The organism is Sorangium sp. So ce128, from assembly GCF_051525245.1.
GTDB classification, from domain to species: Bacteria; Myxococcota_A; Polyangia; order Polyangiales; family Polyangiaceae; genus Sorangium; species Sorangium cellulosum_B.
This window is the reverse complement of the sequence record NZ_CP150313.1, coordinates 12,874,481-12,892,964: the sequence shown is the minus strand read 5'-3', so window position 1 is coordinate 12,892,964 and position 18,484 is coordinate 12,874,481. Positions and strand designations below refer to the sequence as shown.

13 protein-coding genes, 1 tRNA gene and 1 pseudogene are annotated in these 18,484 nt (G+C 70.2%); 11 read left to right on the top strand and 4 right to left on the bottom strand.

From position 1 onward, the window contains the following. The first annotated feature begins 365 nt into the window (after positions 1-365). From WME82_RS48925 to WME82_RS48885, 9 genes and pseudogenes are all read left to right on the top strand, one after another. Positions 366-605: a hypothetical protein gene (locus tag WME82_RS48925; RefSeq protein WP_438040936.1), complete on the top strand. Its 240-nt coding sequence runs from the start codon at positions 366-368 to the stop codon at positions 603-605. A 4-nt stretch (positions 606-609) separates the two neighbouring features. After that, positions 610-1,266, top strand: coding sequence for a hypothetical protein (locus tag WME82_RS48920; protein WP_438040935.1), 657 nt, complete (start codon positions 610-612; stop codon positions 1,264-1,266). Between the two features lie 131 nt (positions 1,267-1,397). Then, on the top strand, positions 1,398-1,700 hold the full coding sequence (locus WME82_RS48915; RefSeq protein ID WP_438040934.1) for a hypothetical protein: 303 nt from the start codon (positions 1,398-1,400) through the stop codon (positions 1,698-1,700). 4 nt (positions 1,701-1,704) lie between these two features. Continuing rightward, the gene (locus tag WME82_RS48910) at positions 1,705-2,988 is read left to right on the top strand and encodes a hypothetical protein (protein ID WP_438040933.1); all 1,284 of its coding nucleotides are present in this window, start codon (positions 1,705-1,707) and stop codon (positions 2,986-2,988) included. Positions 2,989-3,303: 315 nt separating this feature from the next. Further along, a complete protein-coding gene (locus WME82_RS48905) occupies positions 3,304-4,473 on the top strand; it encodes a hypothetical protein (protein WP_438040932.1) in 1,170 nt (389 codons plus the stop codon). A 275-nt stretch (positions 4,474-4,748) separates the two neighbouring features. Next, a complete protein-coding gene (locus WME82_RS48900; protein WP_438040931.1) occupies positions 4,749-6,143 on the top strand; it encodes a hypothetical protein in 1,395 nt (464 codons plus the stop codon). A gap of 38 nt (positions 6,144-6,181) precedes the next feature. Next, the gene (locus tag WME82_RS48895) at positions 6,182-7,720 is read left to right on the top strand and encodes a hypothetical protein (protein ID WP_438040930.1); all 1,539 of its coding nucleotides are present in this window, start codon (positions 6,182-6,184) and stop codon (positions 7,718-7,720) included. A 689-nt stretch (positions 7,721-8,409) separates the two neighbouring features. After that, a complete protein-coding gene (locus tag WME82_RS48890) occupies positions 8,410-9,471 on the top strand; it encodes a DUF1835 domain-containing protein (protein ID WP_438040929.1) in 1,062 nt (353 codons plus the stop codon). A 428-nt stretch (positions 9,472-9,899) separates the two neighbouring features. Continuing rightward, positions 9,900-11,048 (top strand): annotated as a pseudogene (locus tag WME82_RS48885) (tyrosine-type recombinase/integrase); the annotation flags it as partial. 229 nt (positions 11,049-11,277) lie between these two features. On the opposite strand, the gene WME82_RS48880 reads toward WME82_RS48885, so the two are convergent. Next, positions 11,278-11,363: transfer RNA gene (locus tag WME82_RS48880), tRNA-Leu, on the bottom strand. Between the two features lie 209 nt (positions 11,364-11,572). Further along, positions 11,573-12,436, bottom strand: a complete 864-nt coding sequence (locus WME82_RS48875; protein ID WP_438040928.1) for a Crp/Fnr family transcriptional regulator — start codon at positions 12,434-12,436, stop codon at positions 11,573-11,575. A 371-nt stretch (positions 12,437-12,807) separates the two neighbouring features. Here WME82_RS48875 and WME82_RS48870 point away from each other — a divergent pair, with 371 nt between their 5' ends. Next, positions 12,808-13,794 (top strand): hypothetical protein, encoded by a 987-nt coding sequence (locus WME82_RS48870; RefSeq protein WP_438040927.1) that lies wholly within the window; start codon positions 12,808-12,810, stop codon positions 13,792-13,794. Between the two features lie 11 nt (positions 13,795-13,805). Then, positions 13,806-15,725: an NAD(+) synthase gene (gene nadE, locus WME82_RS48865; RefSeq protein ID WP_438040926.1), complete on the top strand. Its 1,920-nt coding sequence runs from the start codon at positions 13,806-13,808 to the stop codon at positions 15,723-15,725. Between the two features lie 78 nt (positions 15,726-15,803). Here nadE and add read toward each other — a convergent pair whose 3' ends face one another. Both add and WME82_RS48855 read right to left on the bottom strand, forming a co-directional pair. Further along, a complete protein-coding gene (gene add / locus WME82_RS48860) occupies positions 15,804-16,997 on the bottom strand; it encodes an adenosine deaminase (RefSeq protein WP_438040925.1) in 1,194 nt (397 codons plus the stop codon). A gap of 57 nt (positions 16,998-17,054) precedes the next feature. After that, positions 17,055-18,443, bottom strand: a complete 1,389-nt coding sequence (locus tag WME82_RS48855) for a vitamin K epoxide reductase family protein (protein WP_438040924.1) — start codon at positions 18,441-18,443, stop codon at positions 17,055-17,057. Positions 18,444-18,484: the final 41 nt, after the last annotated feature.

Sequence of the window (18,484 nt, the reverse complement as noted above, 5' to 3'; positions counted from 1 at the left end):
ACAGTATCCGGGGGGTCTGATGCCCTGGGGGCTGCGTCCTCGTATGGGACGGGTTCGGGCTGGAAAATCGGAAACACAAGGCGGGAGGGCGGTGGCCTGCCTCGGGAACGGCGGAGGTCGGCCGGATGCGTTCCCGCGGGTCCGTGGATCTCGAGGCTTGGGGCGACTGCGCGCCGTGGCATGCGCGCTGTAGCCCATGAACTCGGGGTGGAAGCCGCCGTCGACGAGCATGAGGGACACCTCGTCGCGTCGCCGAGAACGCTCACTCCATCGTTGCGCAACATGATGTTTCATAATGCGCAATCGACACATGCCCTGTGATTATCTCTAGACCAGAGACACTCAAGAGCTCAAGTTGTGAACCCATGAGCAAGCGACCTGTTACTGTGTTGCTCGATGACGAGGTGGAGGCGCGCCTTCACCGGAGACGCGTCAGCCGCGACCGGATCCGTTCGTTCTCCGACGTCACGCGCGAGGCATTGATCAGGGGCCTCGATGTGATGGATCGCGAGCACCTTCCGGCGTCCATCGCGAGCACGCCGACCTTCCTCGCCGCCGCGAGCGGCACGAACGACAACAACGGAGGCGCGCCCGAGTGCGCGTAAGGCAATGTCCAAGACACCGACGCTCAGTGAGAGCGCGAACCACTATCGCTATGATCGGCCGGGGCCGCTGGCCATCGCCTCGTCGGCATGGGGGCGCGAGTTCCCCGCCGTCCCCCACGGCGGGCCGCCGAACCGCTTGATCGCGCTGCCCGCACCCAAGGCAGCCGCCCCGAGCCCTTCCCCGGCCTCATCGCTCCCCCGAGCCGTGCGCGCGTGCTCCGTGCCGGGGAAGAAGGTGGCGCCCGTCGCCAAGCGGGGGAACCGCGCGGCCGCGGTGTCGAGCAGCAGGCCGATCGATGCCGCAGCGAAGGCGCGCCTCGCCGCTCTCGCCGCCAAGGTCGACCACCTCGCAGCGATGATCGATAGGGTCGACAGCCGCGAGGAACGCGATCGCCTCCTCGCGTCGCGTCCGGACCTCGCTCCCGAGGTCGTCGCGTTGCTCAACAAGGCTCCGATCGCAACGGTTCGCGACGCGGTGAAGACCTGGCCTCGCGAGCCGGCAAGCCGGCTCCCCCCGAAGGAGAAGCAGGCGCTCGACGCCCGCATGGGTCTCAGCAAGCCGGCGCAGGCGATCCGGCGTGAGGGGAACGCCGTGGTGTTCGGCGTCATGACGCGCGAGGACGCATGCAACGCGCTGGCGGCGCGCTCGAGGCGAGCATGACCGGCGTTCGCCGCTCGCCTCTGGCCGAGCTGATCTGGGGAGCTCCGCCAGCCCGCCCGCGCCCCGCCCCCGAGCCGCGCAGGGCCTCGCCGCCCTCGCCGCTGCTGCCCGATGAGGCGCTCGACGTCCGGATGGGCATCCAGCGCAGCACCCCGCGTGGTGCGGAGCGCATGCCGGATGGCCGCTTTCGGATGCACATGATGACGCCGACCGAAGCGCGGCAGTCCTTCGCGCCGCTCCTTCCGAATGAGGCGCTCGACATCCGCATGGGGATTCGCCCCAAGCCACCCACGCCGCCGCTATCCGATGCGGAGCTCGACGCGCGCATGGGCATCCCGCCGCGCGCCGCGCGATCGCTCCACCGGACCCCGGTGCGGGTCCAAGCCATGACGCCCACCTTTGCCCGGCTGCTCGCCGGGGGACCGGAAGACTGAAGAGATGGATCGGAAGATCGTGAACATGGTGCGATCGGCGTTCGGAATCGTCGACGCAAAGGGGAGCAACCCGGCGCCAGCGGGCAACCCCGCCGACGCGGTGGTGAAGGCGCGCGCAGCGCTGGCCGCTGCGGAGCGCGACGCTGCGGATGCCGCGGAGCGCTTCGACGAGAGGGAGGCGCAGCTCCAGACGGTCGAAGGGGCCTTCGACGAGGACCCGAGCGACACGAGCGGCGCCGCAGTAATCTCGGCGCGGAACGCGCGCGACCTGGCGAAGCTCCAGCGCGACCGCGCGCATCGGCGCCAGGAGGACGCCCGGCGTGCCCTCGCCCAGGCCGAGCACGAGGCGGAGCGCGCTCGGCTCACCTCGCAGCTCGACGAGCTCGAGCAGCGCCACCACGCCGCCCTTGAGGGCGAGCGGCGCGCCCTCGCCGCGCGCATCGCCGCGCACCCCGCCCGGACCATCATCGATGCGCTCCGCGCCGCGGAGGAACGAGCGGCCCGTGCGACCGCCGAGCACGAGAAGGCCGATGCCGCCCTCGAAGCCACCACGGCGGAGCTCGCCGAGCTCGAGGCGAAGGTCATGGCCATCGCCCCGGAGCGCGCCGAGGAGCTCCGCGCCCGCGCCGAGCAGCGCAACGCCTCCGCCCGCGCGGAGCTGGCCGCGCGTGCAACCCTCGCCGCCGCCAAGGCGCGGTTCACGCCGATCGTGGATCTCACCCTCGCCGCCGAGGCGCTCATTCGGAAGAGCCTCGCCGACATCGATGCCGTGGTGGACGACGCCAGGGCCGACGCGAAGCGCGCGCAGGAGCTCGGGGCCGCGGACGTGAAACCCATCGACGAGTTCCACAAGCTGATTCACCTGTTCCACGCGCAGTTTATGGCGCTGCCCGAGCAGGCGAAGCACTGGAACGATCACCAGCACCACCTGCAGTTCCGATGCGGTCTCACCCCACCGCTGGGCGGGTGCTACGAGAAGGGCTACCAGTTCAAGCTTCAGCAGCCGTCGAAGGCTTGCATCGAGATGGTCTTTCCGACCACGAAGGAGACCATCCAGGCGCTCTTGAACAGCGCGACCGCGGACGACGCGCGCGCCACGGTCAGCGCCATCCAGACGCGGATCAAGGAGGAGCAGGGCAGGGCCGCTCGCGAGGCGCCGAAGGCTTCGAGGCAGACGCCGAGCGAGCGGCCGCTGACGTACGCCCGAAGCTTTCAGGACATCATGGGCGACTACCTGCCGCGCGTCGGGGGTATCGTCGCGCCGAACATGGGGCGCCGCGCGAGCTGAAAACACGCCCGCGGCTCCCCGCTGCTGGGCGTCTCCTTGGCCTGATCAGGTTCTACGCCGTAGCGGCCGAAGCGTCCTCGCCAGCGCAGCGATCACAAGGGCGCGCCACCTGTACGCCGCGCTGGCAGGCCCGGAGGAATCCGCTCGAAGCACGCGCGGATCACGGGCATGGTGCCGTGTCAAGCGGAAAATGCGCGTCGGACGAGGCGCGTCGTGGCACGCCCAACCTCTCCGCCACCGCGGACGGACGAACGCGTTACGCCAGTGGGCCGAAATTTCTCATCCAAAGCGCCGATCGCTGTCGATTCCATACCCTTGACGCCGTCCGGCTGGCGAAAGTACCGTCCAGCGGTGCGTTTCGTCGCGAAATCGCTGTGGATATGCCTGGTGTTTGGCGTCGTGACGGGCTCTGCGGGTTCAGTCCGCGCGGAGGACCCCTATCCCGCACCCGGAAAAGGCGGCGACTCGACGGTAAAGGACCACCTTCGCCGCGCCAAGCGCGCTCGCGCACAAGGACAGTGGACCGAAGCAGTTGCCGCCTACAAAGCGGCCTTCGAGGCAGCCGATCCGGCGTCGGCCACAGAGAGAGAGCGCGCCGAGATCGCCGGTGAGCTCGGGCTCTGTGAGCTCGCGCTGCGCAAGTACCGTGATGCGGCGGAGCACCTGGGGTGGAGCCTTGAACAGGGCCTCGAGCAGCACAATGCGCTGTCTCCTGCGCAGTACGAGCGATTCTCGGAGGGCCTACGCAAGGCAACACCGTTCGTTGTCACGCTCATTCTGGCGGTGGATCCCCCGGACGCCGAGGTGGTCGTCGACGGCAAGAGCCTCGGCCGGACCGCGCGGACGTACAGACTGTTCTTCGAGCCGGGCCAACACATGGTGCGGGGCCGTGCACCGGGCTGTAAGGACGCGCTGCATACGTTGCGCGCCGGGGCGGGCGCGGAGCACGACTTCACGATGCCGCTACTGTGTGCGGCGCCGCGCAGCGCCAAGGAGGCGGGTAGCGCCAAGGAGGCCGCATCAACGATGCCGACCCCCGTGCGCACTTTGCCCGCTCCGCGCGGGCAGGCCCCCAGCCCGTGGGCCTCCTGGCCGGGGACGGTGCGGATCGGCGGTATCGCGGTCGCGACAGCCGCCGTGTCGACGGGCGCCGTCCTGATGATCAGGGCCAGCACGCTGGATGGTGACGCGAGCGAGCAACGCGACAGGCTCACGCGTTCTCGGACGTCGAGCTCGTCGATGTGCTGGCAAGCGTCGCAACGCTCCGCATGCGGCGACCTCCGCCGCCTCCTCGACGGGCGTAACCTCTCCGACCGCTGGGGCACGGCCCTGGTCATCACCGGTGGTGTCATCGGGGCAGCGACCGCCGCGTCGTTCTTTACCGACTTCTCCTTCCTGGGGGCCTCGCCGGCTCAGGAGCGGATCCACGTCTCGCCCGTGGCGACCGGGCAAGAGACCGGCGTGAGAATCGAGGGGCTGTGGTGAGGTCAGCGGGAGCGGTGGAGACGAGTTCGCGTGCAGGCCGAAGTGCTAGAGCTTCCGTTTTCGCTGTCGCGCTGTGCGCGTGGAGCGCAAGCACGTTGGCCGCGTGCCGTTATTCCGATACTTGCTGGGAAGCATTGGATTGCGCCCGCGAGCCGGAGCCTCCGCCCGACCCCTGCGAGGGAGCGCCAGGTACCGCGCCGGCGCTGGACAAATGCGGTGTATTCGTCAGCCCGTCGTCGGGGGACGACAGGAGCCCTGGCACGAAGAACGCGCCGGTGAAGACGTTGCAACTCGCGATCGATCTCGCCGCGAGTGGCCGAGACGAAAGCGAGACACCTACCCGGCGCGTGTATGCGTGCGGCGGGGTGTTCGAGGAGGCGATCACGTTGCCTTCGGGGGTCGACCTCTGGGGCAGTCGTCGCTGTGATGACGGCGACGATTCGTCGGAGGAATGGCCGCTCGGCGGGCCGAATGCGTCGACCGTGATCGCGCCGCCCGTGGGCATCCCGGTGCGGGTCCTCGGCGGGGACGACCAGCACGTCATCGCGGGCGATGACGTGACGTCGGTGATCGTCGGCGTGCGCGCTGTGGCGGCCGACGCCTCGGCGCCTGACCACAAATCATCGATCGCGATGATCTTGAGCCAGGGGGCCAGGGCGATCGTGCAGGACAGCGTGATCGTCGCAGGGAACGGGAAGGACGGGGAGCCGGGGAAGGACGCGTCCAGCGAGCGGGCGACGGGTGGCGAGCTCGGGAACGACGGCGCGAACGCCTGCACGGCGGACGGCGAGACGGGCGCCCTCCCGGTCGTGACCGTGTGCGGCGACGGCATCGAGTCCACGGGCGGCTACGGGGGCGACGGCGGGCTCGAGTCGGGGGGCGACGGCGCGCCGGGGAAGCCCGAACCGGCGGAGAATCCGGAGGGCAAGGGCCAGGGAGGGACCGGCGCTGGCGACGTACGGTGCATGAACGGTGCGGATGGCCGGCCGGGCCCTGACAGCCCTCGTGCGGCCGGCGCCGTTGGAGCAGGCTACCTGACGGTCGACGGCTGGATCGGCGTTCGGGGTAACGACGGGCAGAAAGGCGGCATAGGCCAAGGGGGCGGCGGCGGCGGCGGTAGCCTATCCCGCGGTCCCATGACCGCATGTCCGGCCAACCGGCCCCAGGGGGGAGCGGCCGGGGGCTCGGGCGGCAGCGGCGGCTGCGGTGGCCTGGGAGGCCACGGCGGCAGCTACGGCGGCGCGAGCATCGGTGTCATCGCGCTGGAAGGGAGCTCGCTGGCGCTGGACGCGACGGACGTGATCACGGGCGATGGCGGTCATGGCGGAGTGGGCGGAACGGGCCAACCGGGCGGCTATGGTCAACCAGGGGGTCAAGGTGGCCTGGGCTTCGCAAACACACCTATGTGGAAGGCGTGCGACGGCGGTTGGGGCGGCGCTGGCGGCCGCGGGGGCGATGCCGGTGGCGGCCTCGGAGGGCCGTCCTATGGCATCGCAGCCCTCAGCGCCTCCGTGAGCTTCGGGCCGGAGGTCCAGATACAGTACGGAAGGGGTGGCCTCGGAGGTCTCGCAGGCAACGCGCCTGTCAATGATTCCCTGGGGCGGGGGGAAGAAGGCGATGCCGCGGCGTACCGTCCCTTCGACAGCCCCGATCCGGAACCGCCTCGTTGAGCGGCTCGCTTCACGAACCACGACCTCGAGGGAGAACGATGAGCAGAACGAGGGCGACCTATCTGTTCCTTGGTTTGCCGCTCGCCGCACTCGGCTGCGGCACTGCGCCCGGCGTGAGCGATGCTGGCGGAGCGCCTTGTGGTGGCACCTCGTGCCACGACGAACCGCCGCCGGAGTCGGTCTGCCTCGAGCATCTCGCGGCCGGCATTCTCGACGAGGGCTGCGGCGTGTTCGTCGCCGGGCTCGCAGGGGGCGGCGATGACAGCAACCCCGGAACGAAGGCGAAGCCGGTGCTCTCCGTCCAGCGTGCTATCGACCTCGCGCGCGTTGGACGAGGGCGCGTGTACGTCTGCCGCGACGGGTTCAAGGGCAGCGTGAGGCTGCCCTCCGGCGTGGACCTCCTCGGGGGCTTCGACTGCTGGCGTTGGAACCGCGACGGCCTTGCCGCCTGGTCGCTGGTCTACGTCCCTGACAAGCCCGACGTGGCGGTGACGATCGAGCCGGCGGGCCCCGACGACGTGGGGGCCGCGGACGGGGTCTCGACGCTCGCTGATCTTCGCATCACGGCGCATGGCCCGCTCGCGATGCTCGTCCAGTCCAGCACCGGAGTGGAGCTCCTACGGAGCGAGCTTCGCGCGTCCGAGGGATGGAGCGGCCACGAAGGCGAGGAGTGGCCTTGGCCGAATCGCGCAGCGAACGGACCGGACGGCCTGTACGGCGGCGACGCGTGCTCCGCAGCCACGGTGGCTGGCGGGGCGGCGGTGGTGAACCCGTGCGACGGAGGAACCGCGAGCATCAGTGGGAAAGGAGGGGACGGCCTTCCCGATGGCGCCGGCGACGGGGACGACGGGAAGGCTATGGGGACCTCGGACCCGGAACACGGACGGGGAGGAACCGCGGAGGGGCCGGGCGCTGCCTGCCAAACGGGGTCCTTCGGGATCTACGGCGCGCAAGGCAAGGTCGGCGCACCCGGCGAGGGCATCGGGCACATCACCGAGGAGGGATGGCACGGCGATCGAGCGGGCGACGGCAGCATGGGCACGCCGGGCCAAGGCGGGGGCGGGGGCGGGGGCCGCCGGGGCGGGCTCAGCGTGTGCGGCGCGGCCTCCAAGGGAGGCGCGGGGGGAGGATCGGGAGCGGCCGGCGGCTGCGGCGGGCGAGGGGGCCGAGGGGGCGAGAACGGACGCCCCAGCATCGGGATCCTCGCGCTCCACGCCAAGGTGACCGTGCGCGACACCATGATTGAGACGTTCGAGGGGGGGTGGGGCGGAGACGGCGGGCCCCCCGAGGAGGGCGGCGACGGCGGCCGAGGCGCACCGGGCGGCGCCTTGGGGGACGGCACGTGGTCGTGTGGCGGCGGCGATGGCGGCCGAGGGGGCGACGGCGGCTACGGCGGCCCGGGGCGCGGCGGCGATTCGATCGGCATCGCCTACCTCGAGGAGGACCAGCTCACGCTGGAGGGCGTCACCTTCGAGCTGGGGCCGCCGGGCAAGGGCGGCGTGAGCTGGGAGTGGAACGGCGACGAGATCCGAGGAGAGGACGGCAAAGCCGTCCGGACGCTTCGGTTTCCCGAGTAGTCAGAACCAGCTCGGAAGGACGACGCGGTCCGCAGACGATCTGCGGAGGCAGACAAGCCCAGGGCGACGCCCGTAAGGTCCGATTGCAAGATCCGCGCGGGACGTACTTGCCCAGTGGACGGAGGGCGATGGTGCCGAGCTCGCCGGCGCACGCCTCGACATCCCGACCCAACCCGCCGAGCCCACCCCCTGGCGCATAACCGCAGGGCGGGATTGCAGATCACCGGTTGACGCCGCTTTTCCGGTAGTGGATCGATGCGCGCATCCGAAACGGGGAAATGTATGGAACATGGGTTGGTGATGAAGGCGAGCGCGCTCGTGCTGTGCGGCGGGCTCGCAGCGATGCTCGTGTCGGCATGCGACTTGTCCTACACTTGCGACACAGTGGAGTCGGGAAGCGCGGGTGCTGGAAACCCGACAGAATCCGCAGGAGCGGGAGATTTTCCAAGTAACGGCGAAGACGACGAAGGCGGAGTTGAAGACGTGGGCAGCGACTCGTCCGCGTTAATGGCAGGCTGCACGCCAGTTCACGATTGTACCGATATGTACGAAAAATGCCAGGAAATTGGTGGGCGCTGCACGCGCAGGAACAGTCACGGCTATAGCTACTGCGAGATCTGTCGTGACGAATGTCAGCAAGATAAGCCATATACGTATGTGATTTGTTTTCAGTGCGGATTCCAGTGAGTATGACGGCCGCCCCGATCCTCCTGAGCGCGACTCACGTTACCTTCGACGCGGCAGGCGCAGAGCGTCTGGCGCAGCTCGGTGCGGCCAATGTCGTGCGCGCGCACGACAGCCTTCTGATTGGACCGAGTCGCCCGGTTCCCGCAGAGCATGTCCGGATGCGCGAGGCGTGGTTTTCCTGGTGCGAACAATGTTCGGACAGCGACGATGCGGGCGAGAAATGGGATCAGCTCTATTCATCCGAGCTTCGATGGAATCCGCCCATCGTCCTGTGGGCAACAAAGAGTCTCGATGACCAGGTGAACCTCTGGAGAATCTGTAGCTACCTGCGAAGCCTGGGGATCCAGTGCAGTGACGTCCTCATCATGGAGTTCGAGCGCGTCTACGGCACGATGAAAAGATTCCCCGAGCCACCGAGGATCCCGCCGTTCGACTGCTCCGGAACGATAGCCCACCACGCCGACGAGATCCTTCTGGATCGCCTCGACAAGGCGCGCCCCTGGCCGGTGGAACGTTACGAACGTGCCGTCGGCCTCTGGGAACGCTACGCGGATGAGAACCCGCTGCCTTTCGTCGAAAGCTGCATCGCTGGTGTCGAAGGATTTCCAGAGCTCGCTTCGCTGTGGGCGCTCCTCTCCTGCTTTTTCCCACGGAGAGCCACGACAGGTGCCCTGGGCCTCAGCCGATATGACGACCTTATTCTTGCCATCCTGTCCGTGGAGGAATGGCAGACTCCAGTAAGGGTAATCTGCAATAGGTCGCAGCTTGGTGAAGACTTGCGGGATCTCGTCTCCTGCACAGGCGACCTGTACTTGGGAGATCGTCTTGCCCAATGGGCCAAGCACGATTCGGGCGCCGCCGTGGAGCGCGCTCCTGGCCCGAAGCCGCCTGACTACCCGCTGCTCTCGAAGGTCTACCGCCTCACCGAACGTGGCGCGCAGCTCCGAGACAGGGGACTTGATCAGCTCGCGGACGCGCCGCGCCTTCCCGTAGCTGGGGCCGAGGCGTACTCACCTGTGGCCCCCTGGGTGCTGCTCGAAGATGGGCGGCTCGCTCGTTGGTGACGGTTCGTACTACGGGGTCCCGCGGCTCGTAGCACGTGTGGAAAGGTGCGGGATATACCACCACAGGGAAAGCTGGACTACGACCACGACGGCACCAGTCCAAGATCCGTTCCCACCGTTCGCTTGCGAATTTAACGGACGCAAGCGATGATAACGGACATGGCCCACGGTCCAATGATCACGGTCGCAGGAAGGATCCTTCCGGAGACGGCGGAACGGATCGAGCGCATCCGCGTCGCGCTCGCTCAGCGCCGGCCCGGCGAAGCAGTGAAGCTGGCGGACGCGCTCCGCGTCGTGCTCGAACGCGGACTTCCCATCGCGGAACAAGAGCTTGACATTTTGACGGAACTACCTGGGGCTTCACCCGCACCTCTGACGGCGAGCAAGCGTCCAAACGACGAGCCTGTCTAGGTAGGAGGAGCCCGACGATGCCCAGGAAAGCTACAGGGAACGTCTACGAGAGCCGCGGGCGCTGGTACGCGCGGGTCAAGATCAGCACGACGTCTCGCCCGAGCATCGCTCTCCCGACATGCACGGCGGAGGAGCAGGCGATCGCGCGGCTCGGGATCTTGGCCGACCTCGCCTTGAAGCTGCGCGCCGCCGCGCACGTCTCCGAGGACGTGGCGCGCGGGCTGGTCGAGCGCGCGGCGCAGCGCGACGGGAAGGCGCTCGACGCGGTGCTCGAAGCCGCCGACGCGCTCTGCCGAGGGGATGCCCAGGTACGCGCGGCGAACGGCGCCGCAGGGCTGGTCGCGCTGTCGCCCGACATGACGTTCCAGGCGTTCGGCGAGCTCTGGACGGCGGGCGAGCTGGCGCGCCTTTACCCCGACCACGTGAAGGCGAAGCGCAGCGTCGACGACGACATCTACCGGCTCGAGCGCCACGTCTACCCGATCGTCGGTCCGATCCCGATCGCCTCGTTCTCGCTGGACGACGCGCAGAACGTCATGCGGTCGTTGCCGAAGCTCTCCACGGCGACGCGGCGCCACGTCGCGCAGCTCATGCACCGGCTGCTCGCGATCGCGCTCTTCCCTGCCCGCCTCATCGCCGCGAACCCGCTGCCCAAGGGCTTCCTCCCGAAGCTCGGCCCTAGCAAGGCGAAGGGGTGGCTCTACCCGGACGAGGATGCGCGCCTGCTCGCCTGCACGAACATCCCGCTGTGCTGGCGCCTGCTCTACGGCTTCCTCAACCGTGAAGGGCCGCGCTTCAGCGAAGCGACCGCGCTCGACTGCTCGGATGCGGACCTCGAGCGCGGCGCCCTCGTGCTGGACGAAAACAAGACGGACGATCCGCGCGCGTGGGCGCTCTCGCCCGGCGTCGTCCGCGCGCTGCGCGCGTGGCGCAACCTGCGCGGCGACAGCACCCGCGACGGCAGCGCGCCCCTGTTCGTGAACGAGGACGGCGAGCGCATCGGCGAGGCACACCACGCCGATCGCTTCCGCGAGCACCTGCAAGCGGCCGACGTGAAGCGCCCCGAGCTCTTCGAGAGCAGCGCGGCACGGCAGCGCATCCGGCTCCACGACACGCGCGCCACCTTCATCACGATCGCGCTCGCGAACGGCCGCTCCGAGACGTGGGTCGCGGACCGCACCGGCCACAAGTCAAGCGCGATGATCAACCGCTACCGCCGGGCAGCCCGGACGGCCGCCGAGCTCGGCCTCGGCGAGCTCCGCCCCCTGAACGAGGCGATCCCGGAGCTCTCCCAGGAGGCGGGCAAGGGAAAAGGCGCCCGAAAGGGCGGCGACGATGCGTCGATCCCTGCGGACCCTTCCCCTACACCGCCGCCATTACGCAATGATTTCGCGGTGGTACCGAAGGTGGGACTCGAACCCACAAGCCCTTGCGGACAGCGGATTTTGAATCCGCCGCGTTTGCCATTCCGCCACTTCGGCTCAGCGCTGCGATGTCAGCGAGCTCCTGGAACCGTAGATCACCGGGCACGATCCTGGCAACGGTTTGAAAGCCTGAGCGCCTGAGAGGCTGCGAGCTTGCGAGCCCGAGAGCGGTCGCGCGGGCAGGAGGCGCGGCGGAGCCAGGAGCAGCGCCGCCGCGCCGCCGCCACGCATCGAGGCGCGGCCTGCGATCGCGGCGCGGCGAGAGGTCACACCACGAAATCCAGCATCTGGAGGCGCGTCAGGTAGTCCTGGAGCGCAGAGGCGTACTCGTCGATCAGGAGATCGAGCTTCACCAGCGCGCCGTGATCGTCGACCGCGTCGATGGTCCCGCTCACCGGGATCTCGCGCGCGGGCAGGACGAGCACGCCGCTCCAGTGCGCGTCCTTCGCGACGTCGCGCAGACCGGCGAGGCGCAGCCATCCGTCCGAGAGCTCGACGACGGGGACGAGGGCGCCGCTGTCCAGACGGACCGAGCTCTTCAGCGTGTGAGCCGGCTCGACCATGTAGTGGGAGCGCCGGTTCTTCTCGATGAGCTCCTCGAGGGTCGCGCAGATGACCTTGCTCAGCGGCGTCTCCTCGCTGTCGAGCACGAGATCGAGGAGCCGCTTCATCGCCTTCTGCGTGCGGATCAGGTTCGCGCGGGTCTCCTCGAGGCGGCGCGCGTCGCGCCGGATCTTGCCGGCCACGACGTTGAGCAGGTTGTTGTAGAAGGGGTACGCGACGTCCCCGTGGTCCTCGAAGAAGTCCTGGAGCTCGGCGACGCCGATGCGCCAGATCTCCGAAGGCTGCGTCGTCACCGCCGTCGTCGTCCGCCGGAAGCCGGTCAGCGCGCCGAGCTCGCCGATGGGCGAGATGGGGCTCAGGCGGAAGCGCGTCTCGCCCGCGTCGAGCAGCGCGACCTCGCCCCGGACCAGGAGGAACAGGTGCGCCGGGGCGCTCCGGGCCTCGAAGAGCACGTGGCCGGACGGGACCTCCTGGCGCTGGAACGCCTTCATCAGGTCATCGAGGTGATCCTCCGTGATTCTCTCGAACAGCGGGATCGCGTGCAGGTCGGATGGGCGGACCGCCATGGGATGACACTCCTCTTCAACATGGGTCGGGCTCCGCGTCCGCTTCGTCGCGGGACACGGAGCCTTGCGGCGCGCACGAGCTCTGCGTGGACCGCGGGAGCGGCATCCTACTCCAGGTCCCGAGCCGAGGAAGAGGGATGGCCTCGCCGCAGCGAGGTGCGCGCAGGACCGCGAGCCCGCGCACCTTCTCGCATCGTCGCCGCGCAGCGCGTCGTCGCGTCGGCGAGCGGCGAGCGGCGAGCGGCGGGCGACGATCGCGCGGTCGGTCGGTCGACGGGCGGTCGGTCGACGGGCGCAGACGCGCGCCCGAGCGCCGTGGAGGTTTGCCCCGCTGGCAGGATCGGGTAGGTGCCGGTAACGTCGCCCGGGTGATGCCGTCCGTTCGCCAAGGGCTCCCCGCCGCGATGCGCGTCTCGCCGCTGCGCCGCTCGCTGCTGCGGCTCGCCGCCATCGGCCTCGCCCTCCTCGCCGCCTCGTGCGGCTCCGCGTCGTCCGGAGCGCCGGTCAGCGCGGAGACGGCGCCGCCGCCGAAGCCGCGCAACGCTGCCGCGATCGCGCAGTCGATCGCCGGGGGGAAGGTCTCGGTGCTCGTCTACGGCGACAGGACCCGGGGACACCCCATCATGGCGCGGCTCGCGGCGCTCGATCTGTGGGGCCCCGTGCTCACCGGCACGGGGCTCGATCCGGAGCGGGACGTCGAGCGCGCCTTCGTCACCGCGCCGCGCGCGGACGCGGCCCACGAGGCGGTGGTCGTCGTCCAGCACAGCGTGCCGCCGGACAGGCTGGCGTCCGGCCTCGACGCGCTCCTCTCGCGCAGCCAGCCGCCAGGGACCCGGGAGAGCGGGCTCGGCGTACCGGCGGTGCGCGTGACCATCAAGGGGCACACGCGCGTCGTGGCGACCGTGGAGCCCGACTTCCTCGTGGTCTTGCCGGTCGCGCGGGCGCGCGAGGCGCGGCGCTTCCTCGGCACGGGCGGCTTCCCCGATCCGACAGGCGACGAGGCCGCGATCGCCGCGGCGATCGACCCGGCGCGGACGCTGAAGGGACCGCGGGAGGCGCCCCGGGTGCCGCCCACCCTGAGATCGCTCGAGGCCACCGTGACGCTGACCAAGGACGGCGGCGCCACGGTCGCGCTCGACGGCGCGAGCGAGAGCCCCGAGCTCGCCGCCCGCGACGCGGCCTTCCTCAACGAGGAGATCGAGCGCGCGACCTCGTTCCGCATCGCCATCGTGACGGTCCGCGTCGTCGACCCGATCGTCTTCTTCGCCGAGGGGGACCGCGTGAAGTCGAACCGGCGCGTGACGCCCGGGGAGCTCGACAAGCTCTTCGGCCTGCTCAGCGCCGTGCTGCCGCGGTAGGCTGCCGCCCGATGCGACTCGTCAAGATCGGAATCGCCAACGTCAACGCGACCGTCGGCGCCGTCCGCTCGAACACCGACCGGTGCCTCTCGCTCGCCCGCGCGATGGCGCGCGACGACGTCACCCTGGCGGTCTTCCCGGAGCAGGTGATCGGCGGCTACGCGGCCGAGGACCTCGTGCAGTGGCCGGCGTTCGTCGCGAGCCAGCAGCGCGAGCTCCGCCGGTTCGCCGAGGAGACCGCGCAGCTCCGCACCGTGTTCGTCATCGGCGTGACCGTCGGCGTTGGAGGCGACCTCTTCAACGCCGGCGCCATCGTCCACGCCGGCCGGGTGCTCGCCTTCTCCCCCAAGGAGAAGCTGCCGACCTACAACATCTTCTACGAGGCGCGGACGTTCTCGCGCGGCATGCCGCTCATGGAGCTCGACGCCGACGGCGTGCTCTGCGGCGATCGCGTCTACGCCTTCGATTTCGGGACGATCGCCGTCGAGGTGTGCGAGGACATCTGGTCGCCCGACGGCCCGATGCGGCGCCGCTGCTACGCCGGCGCCGAGATCGTCTGCAACATCTCGGCGTCGCCGTTCCGCGCCGGGGTGACGGGCACCCGGCGCGAGATGATCGCGACCCGCGCCTCGGACAACCAGTGCACGATCGCCTACGCGAACCTGGTCGGCGGCAACGACGGGCTCGTCTTCGACGGCGGCGGGTTCATCAACCAGAACGGCCGGCCGATGCTGGAGGCGCCGCGGTTCCGCGAGGGGTTCTCCGCGGCCGTCGTCGACCTCGACCGGACCACGCGCTGCCGCCGCGAGGCGAGCACCTGGCGCAGCGATCTCGAGGAGTTCCGCCGCGCCTCCGCGCGCATGGTGCAGGTCCTCCGGATCGACGGGGAGACCGCGGACCGCGCGCGCCTCGCCTACCCCGCCCCGCCGGCCGGCACGACGCCGTTCCTGCCCTCGGCGGCGCTGCCCGCGATCTCCGCGCGCGACGAGCTGCTCGACGATTTCTACGAGGCGCTCGCGCTCGGCGTCGCCGACTACTACCGCAAGATCGGCGCCTTCAAGAGCATCGGCCTCGCGCTCTCGGGCGGCCGCGACTCGCTCCTCACGCTGCTCGTCGCCTGGCGCGCTGTGCAGCTCATCCACCCGGGCATCGAGGGCGCGGCCCTGCGCGAGCGGATGGGGGCGTCGCTGCACGCGTTCTTCATGCCCTCCCGCTACTCCAGCGACGCCACGCACCGCGCCGCCGCGCAGATCGCCGACGATCTCGGGGTGTCGTTCGCGGTCATCCCGATCGAGGACGCGTTCCCCCGGGAGCTCGAGGCCGCCCAGGCGATGGTCGGCGAGGGCGGGCAGCTCACCGAGCTCACGAAGCAGAACGTGCAGGCGCGCATCCGCGGCGGGCGCATGTGGAACTGGGCGAACACGAGCGGCGCGCTGTTCCTGCAGACGGGGAACATGAGCGAGAAGGCGCTCGGCTACACCACGGTGGGCGGCGACCTCGAAGGGGCGTTCAGCGTCATCGCCAACCTGCCGAAGACGGTGGTCATCGCGCTGCTCGAGCGCCTCTCGCAGCGCTTCCGCTTCCAGGGCATCCAGCAGACGCTCGCCACCACCGCCGGGCCGGAGCTCGCCGAGAACCAGTCGGGCGAGGCCGAGCTCATGCCGTTCGAGGTCCTCGACGCGTGCCTCCACCTCTACGGCGCCGAGAAGCTCGCCGCCGACGAGGTCGCGGCAGCGCTCCCGAGCCTGTTCCCCGACAAGGACCCCGCCGCGCTGCGGGCCTGGGCCGAGAAGTTCGCGACGCTGTTCTCGAGATCGATCTTCAAGTGGGTGCAGTCGCCCATCGCGATCCACCTCGGCTCGCTCGATCTCGACCGCGAGCGCGCGCTGCAGCTGCCCGTGGTGCAGCGGACCGAGTGGAAGGGCGGCTGAGCCAGCCGCGAGGGCGCGGCCGCCGCCCTGCGCCGCGCGATCGGCGCTTCGATCCGCGGCGCGTCGGCGGGCAGCGCGTCAGTTGGCGGCCTTCTCGACGGAGGCCAGGGGCCCCTGCCTGCCGTCCTTCCCGTCCCTCGAGGCGCTCTCGATCGCGTCGTGGCCGGCAGCCATGCCAGGAGCCACGGGCGTCACGGCAGGGCGGATCAAGCCGTCCGCTGAGAAGCGCTCGAGATCCTCGGTGACGCGGCGGAGATAGGCCTGCTTGATGTGGAACGGCAGGAAGGCGCTCTTGAAGCCGGCCACGATGGTCGCCTTGATCTCCTTCAGCCCGAACCCCATCTTCGTGTGGCAGTGCCAGAGCTCGTGGGACACCGTCGTGTCGGTGACGAGCCGGTTGTCGGTGTTGACGGTCACGCGCAGGCCGAGGCTCTGGTAGAGCTTGAGCGGGTGCGAGGCGAGGTCGCGCACGGCGCCGGTCTGCACGTTCGACGACGGGCAGCACTCGAGCGGGATGCGGTGATCGTTGATGTAGTGGAGCAGGTCGCCGTCCTCGCGCAGGCGGCAGCCGTGGCCGATCCGGTGCGCGCCGCAGACGTGGAGCGCCTGCGCGATCGACTCGGGGCCGTACGCCTCGCCGGCGTGGATGGTGCAGTTGATGTTGTTCTGCCGCACGAGCTGGAACGCGGCCTTGTGGTGCTTCGCCGGGTGGTCGTACTCGGCGCCGGCCAGGTCGAACCCGACGACGCCGCGGCCCTTGTACGCCACCGCGAGCTCCGCCATCTCCAGCGACGACTCCGGCGAGATGTTGCGGATGCCGCAGACGATGACGTTGCTCTCGATGCCCAGCGCGTCGCGCGCCGTCCTGAGCCCGGAGAGCACCGCCTCGACCACGCTCGTGAGCCGCAGGCCGAGGCGGGTGTGCAGCATCGGCGAGTAGCGGACCTCCATGTAGCGCACGTTCTCGCGCGCGGCGTCCTCCGCGAGCTCGTAGGCGACGCGGTGGAGGGCCTCCTCGGTCTGCAGGACGCGCAGCGTGATGTCGAACGCCTTGAGGTACTCGACGAGCGAGCCGCAGTTCTGGCCCAGGTTCATCACCCTGCGCAGCTCCGCCGGCTCGTACGTGGGGAGCTCGACGTGGTGGGTGCGGGCGAGCTCGATGATCGTCTCGAGGCGCAGCGAGCCGTCGAGGTGGACGTGCAGATCGGTCTTGGGTAGTTGCCGGAAGAACTCCAGGGGGAGCTTGCCGGCTAGCTCGGGATGATCACTCATGAGCTATTCTGTCACCCGGCGACCAGCCGCGAAAGGCAGCGCAGGGCGCGACGTCGCTCACGATCGCTCTGGCGAGGACGAGGAGGGCGCGGCGCCGCCCTCGCCCGCCGCGCCGCGCGAGCGATCCCTTCCGCCCACGAGCACGGCGACAGCGGCCGCGCCGAAGAGGGCGACGAAGAGCCACGGGAGCGGCAAGCTCATGTCGTCCCCGGCGGCCTCACGGCGCAGCGCATCGCGGATCCGCTCGGGGTTGTACGCCACAACGAGCCGCCGGCCGACGTAGGTCGTCGGGAGCCCGCGCGCCTCCATCCGCCCATACAGCGCGACGTCCGCGTCGATGGCGGCCTGGGTCTCGGGCGCGGCGAGGCAAGCCTCGAGCTCCGCGGCGGAGAGGCCGAGCGGCGAGAGGACGGACGCGACGCGCTCGTCCGTGAGCTTGCTGGGCGCCGCGCTGTAGAGCAGCGCCGCGGCCTGCTCGCGCTTGTCCTCGGGCGTGCAGACGTAGGCCTTCGCGGCGGGGAGCGCGCCGGGGTGGATCGGGAGCGGCACCATCTTGCGCACGTGGCGCACCCTGTCGCCGTAGGGTTCCTCGATCTTGCTCAGCTCGGGGTGCAGCCTGCGACAGAAGGGACACTCGAAGTCGGTGAAGGCCACGATCGTGATCTTGCCCGGCTCCTGCAGCGCCGCGAGCTCCGGCGGGAGCGGCGGAATGACCGGGTGGCTGCCCCAGAGGAACGGCAAGCCGATCGCGGCCGCGGCGGCCGCGCCCCACACCGTCACGCCCAGCGGCCCGCCCTGGGCAGCGCGCTCGAACGCCCTGGCCGGCATGCGCCGCGCCTGCCGCGCGACGAGGGCGGACGTGATCGCCGCGGCGAAGGCCGCGAGATCGACCGCGATGCACCACGCGCAGAACGCGCCGATCACGAAGCTCTGGAGCCCGAGGAGCACCGCGGCGGCGAGGCCGCCGACGGCCGAGGCGGCCGCGATCGCGGCGTGGTGCCAGCGCGCCCGCGCGAGCAGCGAGGCGGTGAGGAGCGTCGTGAAGGCGGTGAGGCCGAGGTTCGGCAGCGGGACGCCGAGGAAGCGGCTGTACGGCGAGATCCTGACGGCGAAGCACCCCGACGTGATGCCGCAGAACGCGGGATCGCCCGCGTTCTGGTACTCGACCACGAGCGCCGCGCTCGCCGCGATGGCGACGAAGAGCGCGAGCCGGAAGAGCGTGACGAAGAACCGGGCGCGCCCAGCCTGTCGCTCGTCGCTCGAGGACAGCGACGCGGGCGCCTCGGGGCTCGCCTGAGGCGCCTCCGCGCGCCCAGGCCGTCCGTCGCGTCCTTCACGTCCTTCACGCCGGTCGCCGGCCGGACGCACCGCGAAGACGTTGCCCCTGCCGGCGAGGGCGACGAGGAGCACCAGCGCGAGGAGCAGGGCGATCGAGTTCAGCAGCATCGGTCGTTGCGGGTGCGTTGCAGGTGGAGGAGGGGTGGGTT